The 21,461-nt window shown below is 56.8% G+C and carries 18 protein-coding genes, 1 tRNA gene and 1 pseudogene; 9 read left to right on the top strand and 11 right to left on the bottom strand.

Translation table 11 applies throughout. The annotated features are described in order from the left end of the window. Positions 1-4 precede the first annotated feature (4 nt). From BJ928_RS34175 to trbB, 3 genes are read right to left on the bottom strand one after another with little or no spacing between them, the layout of a single operon-like run. The gene (locus tag BJ928_RS34175) at positions 5-280 is read right to left on the bottom strand and encodes a VirB3 family type IV secretion system protein (RefSeq protein ID WP_047636334.1); all 276 of its coding nucleotides are present in this window, start codon (positions 278-280) and stop codon (positions 5-7) included. After that, complete coding sequence (locus BJ928_RS34180) at positions 280-612, bottom strand: TrbC/VirB2 family protein (protein WP_047636332.1); 333 nt, start codon at positions 610-612, stop codon at positions 280-282. Before BJ928_RS34180 ends, BJ928_RS34175 begins: the two co-directional genes overlap by 1 nt. Continuing rightward, entirely contained in the window at positions 609-1,733 is a 1,125-nt protein-coding gene (gene trbB / locus BJ928_RS34185; protein ID WP_245432710.1) for a P-type conjugative transfer ATPase TrbB, read from the bottom strand. The genes BJ928_RS34180 and trbB overlap by 4 nt, the downstream gene beginning before the upstream one ends. Here trbB and BJ928_RS34190 point away from each other — a divergent pair. Then, positions 1,677-2,771 carry a hypothetical protein gene (locus BJ928_RS34190; RefSeq protein WP_147413969.1) on the top strand — a complete coding sequence of 365 codons (1,095 nt, stop codon included), beginning with the start codon at positions 1,677-1,679 and terminating at the stop codon, positions 2,769-2,771. The two genes, trbB and BJ928_RS34190, sit on opposite strands and share 57 nt — an antisense overlap. A 15-nt stretch (positions 2,772-2,786) precedes the next feature. Here BJ928_RS34190 and BJ928_RS34195 read toward each other — a convergent pair whose 3' ends face one another. The 3 genes from BJ928_RS34195 to BJ928_RS34205 are packed head-to-tail and all read right to left on the bottom strand — an operon-like array spanning position 2,787 to position 4,473. Next, positions 2,787-3,728: a restriction endonuclease gene (locus BJ928_RS34195; protein ID WP_047636330.1), complete on the bottom strand. Its 942-nt coding sequence runs from the start codon at positions 3,726-3,728 to the stop codon at positions 2,787-2,789. Next, positions 3,725-4,174: a type II toxin-antitoxin system VapC family toxin gene (locus BJ928_RS34200; RefSeq protein WP_047636329.1), complete on the bottom strand. Its 450-nt coding sequence runs from the start codon at positions 4,172-4,174 to the stop codon at positions 3,725-3,727. Before BJ928_RS34200 ends, BJ928_RS34195 begins: the two co-directional genes overlap by 4 nt. Next, complete coding sequence (locus BJ928_RS34205; protein WP_047636328.1) at positions 4,171-4,473, bottom strand: hypothetical protein; 303 nt, start codon at positions 4,471-4,473, stop codon at positions 4,171-4,173. The genes BJ928_RS34200 and BJ928_RS34205 overlap by 4 nt, the downstream gene beginning before the upstream one ends. Positions 4,474-5,029: 556 nt before the next feature. Between BJ928_RS34205 and BJ928_RS34215 the strand changes: the two genes are divergently transcribed. Further along, positions 5,030-6,967, top strand: coding sequence for a recombinase family protein (locus BJ928_RS34215; RefSeq protein WP_082012017.1), 1,938 nt, complete (start codon positions 5,030-5,032; stop codon positions 6,965-6,967). A gap of 99 nt (positions 6,968-7,066) precedes the next feature. Then, positions 7,067-7,519, top strand: coding sequence for a hypothetical protein (locus BJ928_RS39570; protein ID WP_052227994.1), 453 nt, complete (start codon positions 7,067-7,069; stop codon positions 7,517-7,519). Here the strand turns inward: BJ928_RS39570 and BJ928_RS39575 are convergent. Together BJ928_RS39575 and BJ928_RS34225 are read right to left on the bottom strand one after the other, a co-directional pair. Then, positions 7,400-8,452, bottom strand: a pseudogene (locus BJ928_RS39575) (recombinase family protein); the annotation flags it as partial. The gene BJ928_RS39570 and the pseudogene BJ928_RS39575 overlap by 120 nt on opposite strands. Before the next feature lie 11 nt (positions 8,453-8,463). Next, positions 8,464-8,676 carry a hypothetical protein gene (locus tag BJ928_RS34225; RefSeq protein ID WP_047636327.1) on the bottom strand — a complete coding sequence of 71 codons (213 nt, stop codon included), beginning with the start codon at positions 8,674-8,676 and terminating at the stop codon, positions 8,464-8,466. 561 nt (positions 8,677-9,237) lie between these two features. Between BJ928_RS34225 and BJ928_RS34235 the strand changes: the two genes are divergently transcribed. The 3 genes from BJ928_RS34235 to BJ928_RS34245 all read left to right on the top strand — a co-directional run bounded on the left by BJ928_RS34235 (position 9,238) and on the right by BJ928_RS34245 (position 12,880). Beyond that, a complete protein-coding gene (locus BJ928_RS34235; protein WP_047636326.1) occupies positions 9,238-10,140 on the top strand; it encodes an HNH endonuclease in 903 nt (300 codons plus the stop codon). A 380-nt stretch (positions 10,141-10,520) separates the two neighbouring features. Beyond that, positions 10,521-11,387, top strand: coding sequence for a restriction endonuclease (locus BJ928_RS34240; RefSeq protein ID WP_047636325.1), 867 nt, complete (start codon positions 10,521-10,523; stop codon positions 11,385-11,387). Then, positions 11,384-12,880, top strand: coding sequence for an RNA-directed DNA polymerase (locus BJ928_RS34245; protein ID WP_047636324.1), 1,497 nt, complete (start codon positions 11,384-11,386; stop codon positions 12,878-12,880). The genes BJ928_RS34240 and BJ928_RS34245 overlap by 4 nt, the downstream gene beginning before the upstream one ends. A gap of 1,276 nt (positions 12,881-14,156) precedes the next feature. Here BJ928_RS34245 and BJ928_RS34250 read toward each other — a convergent pair. Next, positions 14,157-14,348, bottom strand: coding sequence for a hypothetical protein (locus tag BJ928_RS34250; protein WP_047636362.1), 192 nt, complete (start codon positions 14,346-14,348; stop codon positions 14,157-14,159). 800 nt (positions 14,349-15,148) lie between these two features. Between BJ928_RS34250 and BJ928_RS34260 the strand changes: the two genes are divergently transcribed. From BJ928_RS34260 to BJ928_RS34270, 3 genes are all read left to right on the top strand, one after another. Further along, positions 15,149-18,946 carry a hypothetical protein gene (locus tag BJ928_RS34260; protein WP_047636323.1) on the top strand — a complete coding sequence of 1,266 codons (3,798 nt, stop codon included), beginning with the start codon at positions 15,149-15,151 and terminating at the stop codon, positions 18,944-18,946. A gap of 599 nt (positions 18,947-19,545) precedes the next feature. Further along, a complete protein-coding gene (locus tag BJ928_RS34265; RefSeq protein ID WP_197070155.1) occupies positions 19,546-19,869 on the top strand; it encodes a helix-turn-helix transcriptional regulator in 324 nt (107 codons plus the stop codon). After that, positions 19,859-20,911 (top strand): reverse transcriptase family protein, encoded by a 1,053-nt coding sequence (locus BJ928_RS34270; RefSeq protein ID WP_082012015.1) that lies wholly within the window; start codon positions 19,859-19,861, stop codon positions 20,909-20,911. Before BJ928_RS34265 ends, BJ928_RS34270 begins: the two co-directional genes overlap by 11 nt. Before the next feature lie 223 nt (positions 20,912-21,134). Here BJ928_RS34270 and BJ928_RS34275 read toward each other — a convergent pair. Then, positions 21,135-21,211: transfer RNA gene (locus BJ928_RS34275), tRNA-Met, on the bottom strand. Further along, positions 21,189-21,461, bottom strand: a 273-nt coding sequence (locus BJ928_RS39185; RefSeq protein WP_210211184.1) for a hypothetical protein, incomplete at its 5' end; no start/stop codon positions are given. The genes BJ928_RS34275 and BJ928_RS39185, both read right to left, overlap by 23 nt.

Genomic DNA, 21,461 nt, shown 5'->3' on the forward strand with positions numbered 1-21,461 from the left:
AGCCTCACGCGCCGAAATAGGACGGGTAGCGCAGATGGCGGCGCACGACGTCGACGAACTGCGGATCGCGCTTCGCCGCCCAGACGGCGGCGGCGTGTCCCACTGCCCAGATCAGCGCGCCGGGAATCCAAAGGCGCAGGCCGAGCGCGATGGCGGCTGCGAGCGTCCCATTCGCGATTGCGACGGCCCGCGGTGCGCCGCCCATCAGGATCGGGTCTGTCAGCGCGCGGTGGACCGGCGCGAAAAAGCCCGGGACATCCGGATCGATGATCCCCGCCATCAGATCAGCGCCCCGCCCGAAAAGCTGAAGAAGGACAGGAAGAAGCTCGATGCGGCAAACGCGATCGAAAGGCCGAAGACGATCTGGATCAGACGGCGGAAACCGCCAGACGTATCGCCGAAGGCGAGCGACAGGCCGGTGACGGTGATGATGATCACCGAGATAATCTTGGCGACCGGTCCCTGCACCGATTCCAGGATGGTGTTGAGCGGCGTCTCCCAGGGCATCGATGAGCCCGAGGCGTAAGCCGCCGGGGCCAGCGCCAGACTGACGAAGGTGATGGTGGAAAGCGTCGCGATATGGCGACGGATGCGCAGCGCGAACCGGATCATGCTCTGTCTCCTTGAGGGATGGTCTCGCCGCCCGCCGCGGCAGGGATGACGCGATAATCGCCGGTTGCAGGATCGAGCCCGGCGACGAGGGCGAGTTCGGCAAGGCGCCGCTCCGAACCGCGGCCGGAGAGCACGGCGATGCAATCGATCGTCTCGGCGATCAGCGCGCGCGGGACGGTGATGACGGCCTCCTGGATGAGCTGCTCGAGGCGGCGGATCGCCCCAAGCGCGGTCCCGGCATGGATGGTGCCGATGCCGCCGGGATGGCCGGTGCCCCAGGCTTTGAGGAGATCGAGTGCTTCAGGCCCACGCACCTCGCCGATTGGAATACGGTCGGGCCGCAAACGGAGCGACGAGCGGACGAGATCGGACAGGGAGGCGACACCGTCCTTGGTGCGCAGCGCCACCAGGTTCGGCGCCTTGCATTGCAGCTCGCGCGTATCCTCGATCAGCACCACGCGGTCGGTGGTGCCGGCGATCTCGGCGAGCAGCGCATTGGTCAGCGTCGTCTTGCCCGTCGATGTGCCGCCAGCGACCAGGATGTTTTTGCGCGCGGCGACGGCCCCACGCAGTGCGGCCGCCTGGCCGGCGGTCATGATGCCGGCGGCGACATAGTCGTCGAGCGTGAACACCGCGACGGCAGGCTTACGGATCGCGAAGGCCGGGGCCGCGACCACCGGCGGTAACAGCCCCTCGAAGCGTTCCCCGGTCTCGGGCAGTTCGGCCGAGACACGCGGCGCGCCGGCGTGGACCTCGGCGCCGACATGGTGAGCGACGAGGCGCACGATCCGCTCGCCATCGGCGGCCGACATGACGCGCCCGCTATCTTCCAGGCCGCCGGACAGCCGGTCGATCCACAACCGACCATTGGGGTTAAGCATCACTTCGACGATCGAGGGGTCTTCGAGGAAGGTCCCAGCCCGGTTTCGCCGCACTTTGTTGCCCCGCTTGCCGTCGAAAATCTTTTGTTCGGGCCAATAGCGCTTGCGGCTGCTGTCGCTCGAACGGCAACGACGTGGGATGACGCGCCTGCAGAACTGTTGGACGGTCTGCAGAGGAGCGCATTGATTGAACTGGAGACGCTCATCGAAGGCGGTCGCACCTTCGAGCTGAAACCGCATTTTCGATTTCTGGCGGATACGCACCGGTCGCAGTTTGCTGCGCGCGTCGGCGCGGGGATGACCGACCTCTACATGAATGCGCTGGGCTACACATGGAGAGCCAACGCGGTTTGCCTTTCCTCGACGCTCGATCCCCACGCCGACTTCATCTACGATGGCGGCAATGTCGCCGGCCACGGCGTGGTGCTGGCCGAAGCGCACGGATCGTTCGCTGCCGGCGCATCCAGCCAAAGCGTCAACCGTCAAGCCAGGCGAAAATACGCGAGGCAGGTGAAGCCCTATATCGCTGCTACGTCGCCGTTCGGCAAGGTAATCCACGGCTACTCGGTTGCGTTCGGTTCGGCGCCGGGCACGACTGGTGGCTTCTTGAGCCTGTCGGAGACGAGGATAACTAAGCGGCGCGGGACTCGTGGCGTTCCGCCGCCGGCCGCTGAAGTCGGAGGCCGGCCGGACGGTACACCGACGCCTATTGTGCTGGCAGCGCACCGCTCGAATTTTCTTCTCATGGGCTCCGCGAATGTTGTCGAATGGATTGACTGGATTCGATCAGGCGGCTCTGTTGCACCTGAGCCCGAGGCTATCGAATTCATCCGACTGCAATATGCGGGCCGCGACTATCTCGCTTCGGCGCCATGGTCGTGGCGGTCTGACTTCCCCCCTTGGTGGGAAGAAGATTTCTTTGGGCACCCTGGGTGGTGGCGCCATATGTCAAGCGCACGCCGAAGGATGATATCTTCAAACGGAGCGCGCTTCGGCTTGTTCGTCATCGAGGAGAAGGCCGGCGCCGAATTCCTGAGTGCGCTCACCAGAATCATTCGAGGCGGTGAGCGAGCGATACCGCCCAGGCTTCAATTACCGACCTTTCAGCCGATCGGGTTCGGCCTTCCAGACAGCGAAGGCCTTGCCGTGAGCCGCGAAGGGGGCGACTATCGGTATGCCCTGTTTCGTGACGGCCTGGCGCTGCTCGGCGATCCGTTCCGCGGTCGCCTCCGCGATGTCGTGATCTGGTCACCAAACGAGGGGCTATCTTTGCGCTGAGCCGCTTTGGCGACGTCATTCTAGGACGACATTGAAGTTGGGATGCGACCGCCGAAAAGCCGCAAGCACTCGATCGCGCGCTCGGTCCATCTCTCGAGCTGCTGCATCGGTGAGCATGAAGGTTGGGCAAGTGGGATTGCCACAGCCGCAGGGCCTGATTTCGCCGGAGGACAAGAGCATTTTGAATCGGCGGCGAAGCTGATCCAGTTCACGGACTGTTAGTTCCAGCGCGCTGCGGATGCCGGCATCGCGGATGTGGTGGAGCGAGGGAAGTCGATGGATTTCGACGCCCTCTCTCGTTTGCCAGATGCCTGTGCTGAGCACTCGGATAGTGTCGTCGATGGCCTGTTGGAAAGCATTGAGATTGCTCTCCTGCTGAAACGGCGTCCGAAACGCCGGCCGGTCGAAGGCGCGGGCGAGCATTGCAAGCGCCTGCTCGTCGTCGACGTCCGGAAACGTATCGACGAAATTGCGCAGCTCGACTTCGCTGTCGGGAAACGGCACGCCCTCAACCAAGCGCTGCAGAAGGAATTCAGCTCGAAGCCGGAGATGCTCCTCGAATTCCGCGCCGGACCAGATCGCTACCTTGGGGACACCCAGTTTCGCGGCGGCGGAGCGAACCTCATCGCGACGCTGGGCCGAGACATTGCCGCGACATACGAACTTAAAGGCGTCAGGTTTGCCGGTCACCGCGTTCACCGCTGCGGCCATATCCTTCTCCGCCTTCGCTTGGGTCAGGCTGCCGCGATTGACGCATTGAATGACAGTGCGCTCGTCCGGTTGGTCGTCGAACGGACGTGTGCCGACAATGTCCCGCCCTTGGTCGCTTCCCGTCTGGCCGAACCAAGCCAGATCAGTCCAGCCCTCGCAAAGGTGGTAGGCGAACACGAGGCGTTCGAACTCGCTGCCGCTGAAATCTTCGAAATGAATCGGCCGGACCGTTCGCGCTATCGTCACCTGCCCGCCTCCTGGTTCTCAGAGCTACGAAGCGGGTTGATAATCTGAACGTCCTCGAAATCCTTTTCATTGTCGGTCACGACGACGCAGTCGTTCGCTTCGGCTACGGCGGCAATGATTGTGTCTAGCGCGCTTCGCGAACGGCCCTTGGCTCTACCGTTGGCCATCAGCCGCGCCCAGATCAGACCCGCCTTGTCGTCGAACGATAGGATGCGGCCAGCGAACAGCGCTTGCGGCCCTTCTGGGCCGGCGAACCAAGTTTCAAGGCTGCTACGCTTCTTGCCTTTCGGCTTCTCCAAGATGCCTCGATGGATTTCGGCGACGGTAAGCGAAGCAATGAAAAGATCGTTGTCCTTCTGCGCGCCCATCCAAGCCAGCAACGAGCCCGACGGCTCCGGCTTTATGACGTTGCTGATGATATTGGTGTCGAGGAGATAGCGCGTCACAGATCGATCTTACGCCCATCTTCTCGCGGCCGGCTGAGGTCGAGATCGGCGCCTACCATAGGTGAGCGACGCAGCGCGGCGAGAATACCGCCCGCTTTCGGAGGCTCCCCCGTCACGGCCTGCTGTATCGTCCGGCGAAGCTGCCCAGCTTCGGGACCTTCTTCCGTCAATTTCCGGGCAAGGGATCGGAGTAGATCGCGATCGGCGTCGAGCGCCTGGATCTCAAACCGCGCGATGCCCCGTTCAGTCAGACGGGACCGATAATTCTCTAGGGCTCTCTTCTGCGCACTGTTGCTCATCGCTTGCCTCCGTGCTATATCCGGATATATAGCCATGTTTTCTTTGGAGTGCAAGGCTGGTGGAAGTGCTATCGGTCCCTGCAAATCAAGACGGTCCCTACCAGACATTTGGGATGCCGGCCGTTGCCATCGTGACGAGACGCCCCTCTTCCAAGGAGGGCGATCACAAATATATTATTGCTACGATGGCCATCGACCCGCGCACCGCCCCTACGCTGCCGCCCGCCAGCACCCGCCCTGGTGCGACGCAAGCCATTGATTTACAATACATTTTCTCCTTGCCAAGGTGCCGTCACTTGGCATCTTTGTCTCGAAGCGGAGTTTTCCGCGCGAGGACAAGGACGCGATCGTGGCGCGACCAAGACGTACAACAGCCGACAAGCTTCGTGTGGTCGCCGACGTGGCCCGCGAACCGGCTGCCTCTGCGTCGTCGAAGCCCGATCCACGCCTCGTCAACTTGGTCCGGCTGCTGGCGCGACAGGCCGCGCGGGACTTCGTTCAAGTCGAAACAGACAACCGGACGCGAGACCGCCTCCCGGAGTAAGGAGGTCTCCTCATGAAGGTCGCGCTCTACGCTCGCTACTCATCGGACAATCAGCGAGACGCCTCGATCGAGGATCAGTTGCGGGTCTGCCGCCTGCATGCAGAAAAGCAAGGCTGGACGGTCGTCGATAGCTATACCGACCGGGCGATATCCGGCGCGTCGCTGCTGCGACCCGGCATTCAGGAGCTGATCAGCGATGCGATGCGTGGCAAATTCGTCGTCGTACTTGCAGAGGCGATGGATCGCCTGAGCCGCGACCAAGAGGATATCGCTGGACTGTTCAAGCGCATGGCCTTCGGCGGCGTGCGTATCGTCACGCTGTCGGAAGGCGACGTGACGCATCTGCATGTCGGCCTCAAGGGGACGATGAACGCCCTCTTCCTGAAAGACCTGGCCGACAAGACGCGCCGCGGGCTGCGTGGCCGCGTCGAGGACGGCAAGTCCGGTGGCGGGCTGTGCTTCGGCTATGACGTGGTGAAGCAGTTCGCATCGAATGGTGAACCGATCCGCGGCGACCGAACGATCAACGAGGCCGAGGCCGCCACCGTCCGCCGTATCTTCGCGGACTACATCGCCGGCAAGTCGTCGCGCGCCATCGCCTTTGAGCTGAACAAGCAAGGCGTGCCTGGGCCGCAGGGCGCCGAGTGGGGGCCATCGACGATCCATGGCAACCCGAAGCGCGGCGTCGGCATCCTCAACAACGAACTTTACGTCGGACGCCTCGTCTGGAACCGCCTCCGCTATCTGAAAGACCCGGACACGGGCAAGCGGGTGTCACGCCTCAATCCCGAATCCGAGTGGGCGATTCAGGAAGTGCCGAAGATGCGCATCATCGACCAGGAAGTCTGGGATGCGGTGAAGGCACGTCAGCAATCCCTCGCCTATGAGACGTCCGAGCTTGGCGAGAATGCACTGAACGAACGGCGACGTCCAAAGCACCTGTTTGCCGGCCTTGTGAAGTGCGGTTGCTGTGGTGGCGGTTACACAATGATCTCCAAGGATCTGCTCGGCTGCGCGACGTCGCGGAACAAGGGCACCTGCGACAACCGCTTGAATATCAGGCGAGACGCCCTTGAAGCCTCAGTGCTCAGCGGCCTCCGGACGCATCTGATGGAGCCCGAACTGTTCAAGGAATTCTGTGACGAGTTCACCCGCGAGGTGAACCGGCTGAGGATTGAGCGTAGCGCAGACATCATCGGTCAGCGCAAAGAGTTGGAACGCGTCCAGCGGGACTTGGATCGAGCGATTCAAGCCATTCTGGATGGTGTGCCCGGCGTTCAGCTCAAGGACAAGATTGGGGGTCTTGAAGCCCGTAAGGCAGAACTGACCGAGCTGCTGGCGAACGCTGAAGAGCCTCCGCCCCTCCTGCATCCGAACATGGCGGAGATCTACCGCCAGCGGATCGGGGTGCTCTATGAGAGCCTGCAGAACGAGGATGGCAAAGCCGAGGCTGCAGAGGTTTTCCGGACGCTGATCGATCAGGTAACGCTTGTGCCCGACGAGGCCGAGCTGGCGATCGTGCTGCGCGGCGACCTGGCCGCGATCCTGCGGTTTGCAGCGAACAAGAAAAACCCCGCCGTCCTTTCGGAGGCGGGGGTTTTGGGTGCCTTGCTTTCGCAAGAATCGTTGGTTGCGGGGACACGCAACACCCGATCCCTGCGGAACGGAACCGGCGATCCCGAAAATTCGGAATCGCCGGGATCGTTGGTTGCGGGAGGGCGCAACACCCGACCGCTGCGAAACGCAAAAGGCGACCCTTCCGGATCGCCTTTGCTGGTATCGCAAGAATCGTTGGTTGCGGGGGCGCGCTATTGCCGCTGGCATAGTTTCGCCAGGACTTCGACTTTCCTCGCTCCTGACGAAGTCGAGAATACCGAACAACTCGCCGCACAGAGTGGCGTGAACCTCCCCACGCTTACCACCGGGCGTGAGGACGATGTCGCCGATTAGCGAACGTAAGGCCTCTGCTGCCTGACGTCCGCCATCCGGGTCGTTGAGCGCCTCTGTTAGACGCTCGACGCGACGGCGGTAGAGATTGGCGATATTCGGATGCACATCGGGAATGTCTGCTGGTGCTTCCCGCTGACGGGCCATGATCTCCACCTTCTGCCGTTCAAGATCATCCATGCGTGCCTTCATCGACGGCTGATACATGCCGTCCTCGATCGCCGCCATGATCCCGGCAATGGCACGCTCGATCTTTTGAAGCGCCTTTTGGTCGGTTGCCGCCTGCGCTCGCCGGTCGTGGTTCAGCCGGTTCATTTCCTCGGCATAGGCACGCACGGCTTCGGTGACTGCCTCGGCGGAAACAAGGCGATCCTTGAGGCCGGCAAGAACACGCGCTTCGATCTTGTCACGGGTGATAGAATGGCCATTCTCGCAGGTGCCGCGCCGGTGGTGATTGAGGCAGGCATAGCGGTTCGGGACTATGATCCCGAACTTGCCGCCGCAGCATCCGCAGGTGAGAAGGCCGCTCAGAAGAGCGGTGGGACGGTTCGCTAGGTGAAGACGCTTCATCCGTCCTTCACGGGTATTGGCTGGGTTCGGCCCGAAGAGGGCGGAGATTTGCGTCTGTCGGGCGCGGGCGGCATTCCACAGATCGTCGTCTACGATTTTGAGATGCGGTACCTCGGTCCTGATCCATTGGCTTTCCGGGTTGGGGCGCGATACCCGCTTGCCGGTGCTTGGGTCTTTCAGGAAGCGCTGGCGGTTCCAGACGAGAACGCCGGTATAAAGCTCATTGTTGAGTATGCCTGTGCCGCGTGAGACATGGCCACGAATGCTGGTGTCGCCCCATGCGCGACCAAGCGGGCCGGGTATGCCCCCATTATTGAGATCGATAGCAATGGCCTTTGGGCTTTTGCCGGATGCGAACTCACGAAAGATACGGCGGATGGTGTCGGCCTCATGGGGAATGATTTCCCGATCGCCCCGGATCGGTTCGCCATTGACGTCGAACTTCCGAACGACCTTGTAGCCATAGCAAAGGCCGCCACCGGCTTTGCCCTTCTCTACCCTGCCCCGCAGGCCGCGATGGGTCTTCATCGCAAGGTCTTTCAGGAACAGGGCATTCATCGTGCCCTTAAGACCAACATGCAGTTCCGAGATCTCCCCTTCGGCAAGCGTGACGATGGTGATGCCGGCAAACTTCAAATGCTTGTAGAGCGTCGCCACGTCCGCTTGATCGCGACTGATGCGGTCCAATGCTTCGGCTACGACGATAGTGAACTCGCCACGTTGGGCATCACGGATAAGCCGCTGAATACCACGCCGCAAGACCGTACTGGCTCCCGATATGGCCGCATCCTCATAGGATCCGGCGATCTCCCAGCGTTCCCGGAGGGCATGCTCACGGCAAAGCCGGAACTGGTCCTCTATCGATGCCTCACTCTGCTTGTCGTCGGAATAGCGAGCATAAAGCGCGGCGCGGATCATGGGAAACCTCCTTAAACGTCTGGCTCTTCACCGCCAACGGGAAAAGTAACGCGTCGCAGCGGTGCTTCGAGACGGCGTGCAATTTTCCTGCGATTCCTTTCGCGAATCGCGAGAACCTGCTGAACGCGGGAAACGGAAATGTTGAACTCCAAAGCGATGGATTTCATCGTCGCGCCTTCCTGGCGCCTCTTCTCGATCAAAATGTTTCGAGCTGCCTTTGCCATTTCCACGCATTTCCCCAGTAAATTCCGGTGACCATCTCCGGACCCCACAGAAATGTTTCACATTTGTTCCCAATAGGCAACGTGTGAGCCACAGCTCATGCTTAGCTCTTACGTGCCGGGTCACCTCGCTGATTGTCATTGCTAGCTCGTATCCGTTCGAACTCCTCACGGGCCAGTTGCCTGCCAATCAGCCGAGCAATATCGAACACCACTCTCTCCAACCGTTTCGTAGGCTCCAGGGCATCGCCGCCCTCTTCCTCTACCGGCCGAGACTGATTATCGTTGGCCAATACCCTTCCTCCCGGTAGCTTTTCCCGGTCGTCTTCCATACGGCTACCCCGCAAATTTCCTGAGACAAGTAGGCATGAAGCGGCAGTACAGTCAGATTGCAAAGCCAAAAATCCACTCGCAGAACCCTGGCGCGCAAAGACTTGCATTCGGCGGTCCACGTTTTCAGATAGTGCTGATCCTATAAGAATCCGCTGCCTTTGCTCAGGGACGCGTTGACAACTCCAGGTTAGAAAGTGTGACTTCTGCGAGGCCAGAGTTGGAGGAAGCACCATGCTATTTAAGGAACTTGTGACTGACAGTGATCAACTTATGGGCGTCAAGGCCGTCTATGGGCGCTCGACTGTCAGCTTAATCGCCTTCGGCCCTCGCGGCGGTTTTGACAAGGAGCCCAACAAATTCTTCATGCTGGGCCGTACGACAGCGGAGGCCTCGTTGAACGCACCGTATCTGATAAGTATCGGTGGTGGAGCGGAGGTTTCAGACGAATGGCGAGGTCGTGTGTTGGAAGTGATGAGGGTCACCGGCGTCTACGGTAAAACCTCCGATTTCGTCACCGACGAAGCTAATCTAGCCCGAATGAAGCAATGGCCGATTGCTACCGTATTATCCGAGGTCTACACAATCGAAGGCGAACCCCTTCTCGTTGAAGACCTTGGATTTCCAGACCGTCGAATACTGGAGAACGCTTATGATACAGTGCGCCGAGATCCAGAGCAGATCGTCATCCTCTGGAATGCGTTGAAAGATCGAAAGATCGCGAGGCGTCATGAAATCCTGCCTCCTTCCGGCTTTATTGATCGCGGAAAGCTAGTCCATGTCGGCTCTATATATCCACAGGTGAACCCGAAATCGAAAGAAGGCGAGCGCATTTATAAGCGTATGCGGGAAATCGAACGGGATCGACGTCTTAGCAAATCCAAGAAGGAGATAAACAGGTCGGAAAATGGCGGCCGGATAGCATGCGAAAGCTGCGATTTTTCCGATGAAAATTCAACGATGTTCGATGTACATCACCTTTATCCAATCCATGCCGGAGTACGAGAGACAACATTGGCTGACCTTGCAGTTCTGTGTCCTACTTGTCATCGCTGGTCACACGCTAAGGGCGTCGATCAGCTAAATCCGCTTTCGATTGCGAACCTCTCACAGCAACGGAGCGCAATGTCCTTGTAACTTCTAATGTAAATGCAACAAGGGTTGAAAGGCTGCTACAGGGCAGGGAGATCAGCCCCTGGTCAGGCGTGCTGGTCGGGGTTGCTAAGCCTGTCCGGGGGCGGATGGCGACGCTGAAAAGATGGTCTGCTCCGCGCCCTCATCGCGGACGTTCGCCACTATAGTTAGAAATTCCCGAAAGCGGTTGTTCGAGCCCGGCGAGATCCACGTTCTCCACGTCTAAAGAAACCAAAATTTACCCGTCTTGCGGGCACACCAATCACATCCTGATTGCCTATGCAGACCATTAACCGTGCACCCGACTTGCACGATGCCAGATACCCACAGTAGATTGTAGTCGAACATGTTTCCCGTTCTGGTCAACAGCGCTACGATATGGCATGCCCAACCTCAAATCCACGCAGATGCTGCTTCTCGACGACGTTTTCCGCATGGCTGGCGGGTACGTCCTTAATTTCTCGGACAAGACTTTCGGAACGTTCTTTCGTGAAGAAGTCGGGATCGACATTGACCTTCCTTGTTACTCGGTCGAAGGCGGATCGAAAGCCAAGCGCTTCCGCTATTTTGTCCAGAATGAAAGCCTGCCGGCCGTCGTTAAGGCTATCAAAGCTCTGTGGGAATACCGCCAGGCCCTTATGGAACGGGATGGCGAAAAGGAAACACTGGTCAATATCGACACCCGCATGGAGGCCTTGGTCTCAAGCATTGGTGGCCAGTGGGACAAACCGACGACCGCTGCGCCGCCGTCGTCTGCCGTGGTGCTGGATTCTACAAAAATTGCGGATTTCACCAAGCGTCTGCTTAATCTTGGCTCATTAGCCCCGCATCCGCGGGGCTATGCATTCGAGGAATTCTTACACGACCTGTTCGACGCCTATGGGTTGGAAGCACACAAAGCGTTCAGGAATCGGGGCGAGCAGATCGACGGGAGCTTCCAACTGGACGGCCAAACTTATCTGTTGGAGGCGAAATGGCAGAATGCACCGTCGGACGCGGCTGACTTGCATGTGTTTCAGGGCAAAATCGGTGAAAAATCTGATTGGTCGCGGGGCCTATTTGTCAGCTACGCAGGCTTTTCAGCGGATGGTTTGATTGCCTTCGGACGCGCGAAACGGATCATTTGCATGGATGGTTTGGACATGCATGAAGCCCTGACGCGGGGAATATCCCTCGACAAGCTACTGCGTGACAAAGCCCGGAAAGCCGCCGAGACGGGATTACCTTACGTGCGAGTAAGCGATCTATGAAAAAGCTGACCGACCTGACAGCAGCCGAGGCCAAGGCGCATTTTCTAAAGGACACAAGCTATTTCAATGGGGACTTTCCCGATTACCTGAATTTCGGCCCGATCATCACGGACGTCGCAGCCGCACTCAAGGATGGTCATTTTTGGGGTGTCAAAAGCTCGAATCCGGACCATTTGTCGGACGTGAATTACATTTTTCTCTCCAACAAGGATGGACGGTTTGCGTGGCGTCCTTTGGAACTGATCCATCCGGTCATCTACGTATCGCTGGTCAACTTGATCTGCGACGAAGGCAATTGGAAGCAGATCGTCGCGCAATTGGCCAGTTGTGAGGGCGGGGCCGTCGACTGTTGTAGCGCTCTGGTAATGTCGGTTGACAATCAGTCCGACCAGGCTGCGCAGATCCAGAACTGGTGGCAGCAGGTCGAACAGAGTTCGCTGCTCCATTCCCTGGACTTCACCCATATTTTGCATACTGATGTAACGGACTGCTACGGCTCCCTCTATACCCATAGCATTGCCTGGGCACTGCATGGGCTCGAGGCGGCGAAAAAGGGCAAGACCGATAAAAAGCTCTTAGGCAACCAGATCGACGGCCATATCCAGGCGAGCCGCTACGGACAAACCAACGGCATACCCCAAGGCTCCGTTCTGATGGATTTCATCGCCGAGATTGTTCTTGGGTATGTCGATCGCCTGATCACTGAAAAACTGGGTCCGCCGACTGATTTCAGGATCCTGCGTTACCGCGACGACTATCGCATTTTCACCAACAGCGACGAGCATGCTGAGAGAATCCTTAAAGTCGTCAGCGACACCTTGCGAACCGTTGGCATGAAGCTGGGCGAGTCGAAGACAATCACGGCCACCAATGTCGTCGAAGGGTCGATCAAGCCGGACAAGCTTGCCGGAATCGACCTGCAGGATCTCGGCGAGGCAAACGCGAAAACTATCCAGAAGCAATTAATGCGCTTGCATGCTTTCGGTCGCCGTTTCCCGAACAGCGGCGCCTTGAAGCGCTTGGTCGGGGAAATGCATACCAAAATCGCCAAGCAGAAGATGACGCCCGACGATCTCGGCGTCCAGGTTGCGATTGCCACTGATATCGCGATGGTGTCGCCAGGGACGTTCCCGGCCGTGGCTGGCATCTTGAGCCACCTTATCTCCGTCGCCCCACAGGCCGAAAAGGAAGCCTTGTGGGGCCATGTGCACAAGAAGATGTCCCGGCTCCCCTATAATGGCTACCTTGAAATCTGGCTGCAGCGGGTGACCAAGCCAAAGGCCGTGGGATTGGAGTTCGTCAGCGAGGAGCCAATATGCCAGATCGTGAACGGGAAGCCAGAACCGCTGTGGAACAACGATTGGATCGGTTCGAAGGATGTCCTGAAGGCGCTCGACGTTACCAAGATCGTTGTTGCCGACGCCGCCGACACCAAGGAGACGATCGAGCCTGAAGAGATAGAGCTGTTTATCAAGAATGCGTGGTCGTATTGACCTTAGGTCAAAGCGAGCGGTGACTGCATCCGACGGCTATTCCATCTTGAGCGCCTCAAACCGGATAGTCAGCAACCGGCCCCATAGGCGACTTCGACGACTGCTGGATCGCGCTACGATTATCTAGAAGAAAACAAAGCGCCCGGTCCGTCCGAGGTCACCGATCAGACAAAGCTCGCACTGGTGGCAAGGCTTCCGTTGCTTAATCACCGCGACCGGATGGAGGCGAGTCTCCTGCCCCTACTCGCGTAGCGCCCATCTTAAAACCCGGCAATGTTCAAAATGGTGAAGAAAATCCGAAACATAGCATTCAGATGCACATTGCAGCTACAAGGCGCACATTGCTCCACACTCTAAATAACCCAACAAAAACAATCGAACGACCGAAGCACAATGTGCGCCCTTTTATCCTGCCCTCCTAATCGGTCGTACCTACTCCCTCTCCCAGCACCTCCTCCTGATAGCGCAAAATCGCAGCTTGTGGGATTCTCTCGCAGCATAGAGGATCACATATGAATTTGAGAGCTTCGGGGAACAAAGTGTGCCGGCCCTGGCTCTCAATGTGCACCGAACGCGGCTATAAAGCGTACTGACGCCGGCGGATTGTTGTCAATGACATCGACTGTCGAAGGGGCTGCCGGATTGCGAACTGACGCTTTGGTGGGCAAGAATGCCGCCCTTAGGCAAACAGAATATTTGATGCAATAGCGCCGCCAGCTGAAACACTAACTTCGAAAGAAGCACTGAAAGAGCCGCGTGTAACTTCACTTCGGGGTGAGCACGGATGTCCGCAACAGCACTCTTCAGGCGGTCTAGGCGATGCATATAGAGGCGATAAACTGAGGCTGGATGTGCGTTCGCGAGTACGCGGCAGCGATCCAATTGTCGCCGACAAGCCTGCGCAAATGGCGCACCATCTGAAGGAGAACGAAAGGGAAATAGACTGGCGGGCTCATCCGCAACGAGGAAAAGGGTGCCATCACGCACGAAACCAATGAGCCCGGCGTCACAGTCTCGGTCGTCACACAAAGCGCAGGATCGCCACCGGCGTGCTGTTCCGATGGCGGGCGAAGAGAAGCGGCCCGTCTGGCAGCCGTGGCGACTGCCGACAAGCCGGAAAGTGTTGCCGTCCTGCGTGATCTGTTACAGCCGTGGGACAGAATGATGACGTTAAACTGACGGGCAGACGGCAAGTCTTGTACCGGAAGGCAGCGATGTTGATGCGCGACGTCCGCGAAATGTCCGGCGAATGAGAATGGCAGTGAGCGCCTAATCCCTAAGCCCAGCCAACATGCTCTCGCTGGATCAATTTGAGAAACAGTGCAAACCAAAATTGGTATTCTGGATCGCCGCGATCGCCCCAACTTTCAAGTGCACAATAGGCGACGGACGTGGTTCCGTCTTCGCCATGTCGGTCGATCGCCGCTTCGATCGCCTCGGCTTCGGTCAAGATTTCCCAGTCCTCGATAACAAGGTAGTCCATACTCACACCCATTCTCCTACCATCAACCGACCGGTTCCGCCCATTTTAGGCCTAACGGCTATGCGATCTCCTCATAGGCGTAACGGCCAACTCGATCAGAGCATGGATACGAAATCCACGGCCGCTAAACGACAAAGAGCATGCGGGGGTTCATAGGTCGCCGCCGACGCGCGTGCTCTTTATTGCCACCGCGCCTCGCGAAAGATAAGTTATACAACAATAACACCATTAACTTTTGTTTTCAATACCAAACTTTCGAAAAAAGAAGGTTTATGCTCAAACCATCTCAGTGTCGCGCTGCCAGAGCGCTATTGAACTGGACGCAAAACGACCTCGCTGGCCAAACAGCCATAAGCGCGGTCTCAATACGCGCGTTCGAGAAAGGCGGCGATATGCGAGAAAGCAATCTTCGGCTCCTCAGGCTGACCTTCGAGGCCGCTGGGGTTATTTTCCAAAATGAAGGTGAAATGGTTCAAGGCGGAGTCGGGGTTCGACTGCGCGCTTCCTCTGATGGGAATTCCCTTTAGGCTCAATTGATCTGATTGAGGAGGCGAATTTTTGGACGCTGGCTTTGCTCAAGCCAACCACCGAGGAGCCCATGTTGGGTCTTCAAGCAGGTCGTGAATTGGAAGTGGCCAATGGCCACGCGAAGCGAGAAGTACACGATTAACGAGCAATTCATCTGAGTCGCTTCTTGCGCTGCCGTTCTCTTTGTGTTCTCTTCTGGACTGAAAAGCCTCGAAGACTAACTTCCAATCGACCTAGCCGCGAGGAAGCAACCGCCATTGACTACAATCCAAACAATCGGCGAACTACTTGGACAGCTGCCGTCAGCATTCAGCTTTGGCGAAATATCATTGGGGTCGATAGCTGCTGAACAGCGCGAACTGCTTCGTGAGATCGAAAACTTTGACCCGCTGAGGCTAACGGCCTGCTTCAGCGGTCTACTGACGGTTCCCGAGCTGCAGAGCAACTGCGTACGGCTGGAAGTGCTGACGCATCTCTGCTTCTCATTGGCGCGGGGCACACGCAAACCCACAGAGAAAATCATTGCGCGCTTGTTCAAAGCTGTCGGCGGCGGTGTGAGCGGACGCTTAGAAGACCCGGCAGAGGATGTCTTTGTGTCGCTGATCGTCACACAACGTGGCAATTTTCGTGTACTTGAAGGTATCTGGGAATCTGCCGGCTTTCACACCCAGCGCATTGTGAACGCGTTGGAGATGGCAGTGAACATTGACGCGGAAGCATTCATGCCGATGCTCGAATGCGTTTACGCGCTACTAAGGTTGTCGGATCTCGTCTGCGAACGCGCAGCCTTGCAGCGTTACACAAGCGGCAATGTCAGGCCAGAAGAGAAACTTCCGTCGAAAATCCTTGAAAGCGCCCGATTGTTGCGTCAGCGCATCCGCTTCACGGAAGAAGAGCTGATTGCAGCCGGGATTTCCGCTTTAAAGCTGGCGGAATTTGGTTTCGATCCGCGATCGCGCTTCAAGCTGACGTCTGACCGCATTGGTCACTCCGCTTTGGAGCGGCACCCAGTCGTCTTTCGCAATGGCGAATTTTACCTACTATTGCCAACCGCCGTGACTGCGGCGATCCGGCGATTCGTCATCGAGCGCATGGAACAGATGGGCCTTCGCGACTTTTTCGCTGGATTACTCTCACATGAAATCGCCATTGCTGCAAACCGCATCCCGCTTCTTGGCGGCAATACGGGCGCGCCTGTGGAATTCAGGAAGACTGATAACGGCCTGATCGCGGGCGTAATGTTTATGGCCGACCGTGGGCGCTTTATGAACTTTGTGTTCTTCGGTGACACGCTACAAGACTTCGATGCCAATGGCGGGCTAATTGGGACATACCCGACGAAAAATGCCGCGGGCCTTACAGCCGATATTGAGAAATGGATAAGCCATGCTCATGAGACGGCGCGAAGAGCGCCGGATTTTAGAGACGGCATCACGTTGCTCGTCGGGTGCGGCGTTGGGCGGGGCATGCTGGATGTGACTCCGAAAAGGGAATATGAGAATTGGAAGGTCGAGCCTATCAGCGCACCCGACCTTTTTACCCTAAGCTCATTGTCAGACTTTAAGCCACTGTCACTATGGCGACTGCTGAATGGCCGTGACAGTGTTGAAGCGCTCGGCGTAAATTTTTTAAATGTAAATGGACTTTTGAATCTCGTTGCCTGGGCGCGCGCGCTCGGTGGACATCTTGTTCCTCACGCCAGCATGCCTGCGGAATTCGGAAACGGCGAAGGCGAAGGCGAAAAAATGATTCTGGTCGAACAGAACGCTTTGCTCAAAATCCGCCAAGAGGTTGCAGAGAAGGATGACAAGCACGCGCTGCTTGCTATAGACGGAAAATGGATTCCGACGCAGCGAGACGGCCAATCTATTTTCAAGGAAGATTTGGGTCGCCCATTTTACGTTTCGGAAACATCCAAAGAGCGTTGGCCCATGGCCGTCTACGAGACAACGATGCGACCTTGGTGGGTTCAGTTGGAAACGACCGATAAGACCATCGGCAACTTCGCCTATCAGCGCTATCAAATGTTGCGTACTTGGCTTTGCTTTGCCGCTCCCGTGCTAGACACCGCCTTCCCACAGATTCCGCCAGGCCCAATTCTGTGGAAGGTGAGGTTTGAGGGAGATCTTGGCGACCGAGCGGCTTCACACGAAGGTCAATTCTTGACTATCGAACAAACTTTGACGTTCCTAGATGTCGAAGTTACTTGGTCCACAATCTCAATTGACGTCGGTGCCGAGTTCGAAGACGCCATCTATAATCCAGTGAACGTCGCTGAACGCGCATTGGTGACGCGATTTGTTGAAGGCGTCGCGAGACTTGCGAACACACCACTTGACGACGCGACACTGGATTCACTTGTCACGAAAATCGTTCCAAGTCCTGAAGCCAGGCAAAGTCATGCATTCAGTGCGCAGGGCTTCCGTGATTTCGTGAAGCGATCGACTTGGCGGTCACCTGTCAAGATCGACGTGGATGACGGTGCGGCGATAAAGCTGGGTTTGGGTTGGCGCAACCGCCCGCGATCAGAGGGCGGCGAAATTATAGGGCGCGAAGCTTGCACAATATATCTCAACGGCATTGTGAAGCTCCTCGAGAATGAAATCTGCACGGACCTGCGCGAATTTGACCGGCGCTCCGTTATCGTGTTTGCGCTCATGAACCACGAAGCTGCAGCGTCGGATCGTGATAATTGGCGGCGCACGGCATCGGCGGTCGTCGCTCTGCATAAGGACAGGAACGCTACCATTAACGCAATCGCAGAGCACGAAGCCGAGTTGAACACAGTATTTCAAGCCACTCGCTTAATTGTGGAGTTTGCGATCTGTGAATGTCCTCTTGAGGGTGGCATGAAACCCGGTGAACTCGATATGTCGCGCATTATGGCAAAAATCATCCTGACCTGCGGACTGGGCGGATGGTCGGACTCCATTCGCTGGCAAGCAATGAAGCCGCTTGTTCACATCACACCGCTTGGCGATATCCATGCTAACGTCGATTTTCAGGAGGAAATCCTAACCCCATACGGGCGGACGATGACAGGGGCGGTCGTTCAAGAGAACATTGAAAACTACGCCCGCAACTTGCTTGAACCAACGGTTACTCCAACCGATGGGTCGCGAATTGACGGCAATTTCATCGCAGCATTTGAAGAGCAATTTGGTGCCCCAATCGATGTCGCCCGCAAATTCATCGATGATATCGAGGATATGGGCATCAAACAGGAGAAACCGGTTTTGGCGCTAAAGCGAAGTGATGTACTTGCTTTGGGCGATGGCAAGGACGCGCCTTATGCGGATGGAATCAAGCGGTTGCTTGAAGTCCTGACGCTGAAAAGCAGGCCGTGCTGGCGCAAGGTGCCGGAAGGGTATCTCGAAAAAGATCTCTTTCCGTGGCGTTTCCGGCGGCGACTATCTATGCTTCGCAAGCCGTTCATTCAACTTGATGATACCGAAGACCCCAAGCTCATCGTAGCACCCGGCATCTTGCGCGACGGCTTCGCTTACTCCTTTAGTAATTATTACAAAGGGGATTTCCCGCTCTGGCAGCTAACGCCCAAGATGAAAGTTTGGGCTGGCAAAGCCCGAGACAAAATGGGCAAGAAATTTAGTACGGAGGTTGCGGCTCGGCTCAAGGAACTTGGTTGGAACGTCGAAACCGAAGTTCGCATCACAAAACTCCTCGGTAAGGGGTTTGCTCTGGACTATGGTGACATCGATGTGTTGGCTTGGAAAGCAGAGTCTGACCGCGTACTTCTAGTCGAGTGCAAGGACGTTCAGCACCGTAAGACCGACGGCGAAATTGCCGAACAACTTTTGGACTTCCGGGGTGAACTAAGCGAAAATGGAAAACCGGACCTTCTACTTAAGCATCTGCGGCGCGTTGAACTGATCAACGCGCACGTGCCAGAGGTCAAGAAGTATTTGAAACTTACCGCGCAACCTAAGCTGGAAGGCCACTTCGTTTTCAAGAACCCTGTCCCCATGAAATTTGCGTGGGACAGGATGAAAGAACGAGCCCAATTCAATCTGTTTAGTGAGCTACAAGAGCTCTAATGAGAAGATTGTCCACACTGAACGACCTGTGTACTGATTATGGATCAGTTCCTCTTCCTTGAATGATGGATCATGATACTCGATGTTCTCGGAAAGGTGGGTCATCCATAATCAACATATAGGCATTTGTTACTGCATCCCGATAATTTATCGCTGTTAGCGATTTTTTATTTGACAATCGTCCATATCGGTCCTATTTTGATCATCGTGATGGTTGCTCAAAGCTGAACCCGTCAATGTATGGGGCCGGAGGCCCTGTGGGGATGAAAATCCCCGATTCAATCCCGTCGTCTGGCTAGGGACCGTGGCATGCGCGCCGCACCCGTCGGGCCCGGGTGCGGCATGTTCGAGGTCAAACGTCGCTGAACAGTCGTCCTGTTTCCACGGGCGCCGACAATCCCGTCGGCGGAAACATAGGACACACTTACAATGAGCACAAACAGTCATCACCAGCGGCGGCGTCGCATGTTGAACGCGGTATTGATCTTTAAGATCTTCACCGCGTTGGGTCAGGCAGCAGTCGCTGCCCTGCGCCTTTGGTCTTGGTTTTCAGACCGGCAATGAGCGGCGACCTCGGAAATAGCCCTAAGGAGCACGTTATGAATATGACCAAGCGTCCGCTGATAAACGATGCGCTGAGACTGCTGCGTCTTTATCTCGGCCTGTCACAGAAGGAATTGGCAACCGAGTTGGAAATTTCGCAATCGATGGTGTCAGAAGTCGAGAGCGGTACAAAGGCGGTTTCTATGGAACTACTGGAGCGCTACAGCGAGAAATTCGACGTCCGCATGTCACAGCTGCTTTTCTTCGCTGAAGAGCTCGACGGCCAACCAATTCCCAAGAGAGGCAAATTGATTGTAGCTAGCGGTGTGCTTACGCTACTCGAAAAGCTCTCGCCTCGCGACGTGCCGCATGCGTCGTAAACCGGCTCGTCCACCAATCGAAAAGTACGAACTGGGGCGCTCACCATTTGCGCAGCGACCAACTCAAAGAGACGTTGGTAAGCTCCTAGGCGTTTCGCGCGATCATCTGCGGTTTCTTGTGACGCATAAGGAACATTTCATCGTGCGCCGTCAGGAAATCATCGGAAAGAAGCAGAAGCTCCGTGATCTGAAGTATCCGATGGCCGATTTGCGAGGCGTTCATGAACGCCTAAAATTCCATCTCAATAAGATTAAGCAACCCAGCTACCTGTTCAGCCCTCGTAGAAAGCGTGGGCAACGTGATAACGCTGCTTTGCATCTGGGCCAACACCAGTATCTGACCCTCGATCTAAAACAGTTTTACCCGTCAACCACCGCCGCCATGGTGCGGCGCTGGTTTCGAGACGAGATGGGGATTTATCCAGATGTTGCCGGGCTACTTACCCACTTGTGCACAATCGACGGCCAAGTGTCGTTCGGCTCACCATTAACACCTGTACTGTGCACTCTTATCCATCGATCGATGTTCGATCAGATTGCCGATCTGTGCGAACATCACGGTTTACGCTACTCCCTGTGGGTAGACGACCTGACCATATCGGGAAAGTTTGTGCATGGCGATGTCGTGCGCGAAATTCGCCAAATTATCGCAAGTGCGGGCCTGAGATCGCATAAAATCCGTTTTCGCACAGGAAGCCGTCCGGTTTTTATCACCGGTATCGGCATCGTCGGGCGGGAGCTGGTTGCCCCTAACGCCCTTAATTTGCGGATCAAGGAACTCTGGGAAAGTTACCATGTCGCCGAGACAATTGACGAGCGAGACGTTTGTATCCAGGCACTGCTCGCTCAGCTCGGGACGCAAAGGCATATAAGCGGACCCTCCTCAGATTTGGGGCGCAGGGCCGCTGATCAGATGAACTCGCTTCGTCAGAAGCGCAACAAGATGTATATCGAGGCGTCCGTCAAAGCCTCAGCTGATCGCCTAACGCGGTCGTTGACCGTATTGCATGCTGCAGAAGACGCGCCGTTTGACCTTGCTTAGATAGCCATCCACGAAAATGAGTTTCGGTGGGTTTTAGCGCTCCAGTGCGCTGGATCGCGATTCTCCGCGACGGTGTAGTGTAGGAATTAGTATCCGTGGTACCGGCAACATCGCCGGGCGAACGGCCATCTGCAGCAAAGACGCTAGCACGGGTGGCGCCGCCAATAGACACAGCAGCCTATTGAGGCGTCAAATCATTACATTGATTGAAGTATGTAGGAACTGGTTGCGGGGGCAGGATTTGAACCTGCGGCCTTCAGGTTATGAGCCTGACGAGCTACCGGGCTGCTCCACCCCGCGCCATCTCGAGCGAACTGCTTTGCAGTTCGTCTCGACGAAGCAAGTCGGCCTCGCCGGCTTGCGTCATCAGCGTAAACCCGAAGGGTTTATCGCGTGTAAGGTAGGCACCCTTATTATGGATTCCTACAAAATTCCAGAAGCGTTTTCCTGCTTCCTTCAGAAGCGACAAAGGCCGCTTGGAGCGGCCTATTGTAACACGGCTTGGCCGTTTGAGCGTAAACCTTTTGGGTTTATCGCGTGTGATCAGAGA

It is taken from the genome of Rhizobium sp. WW_1 (assembly GCF_003610155.1).
Classification (GTDB): Bacteria; Pseudomonadota; Alphaproteobacteria; order Rhizobiales; family Rhizobiaceae; genus Rhizobium; species Rhizobium tropici_A.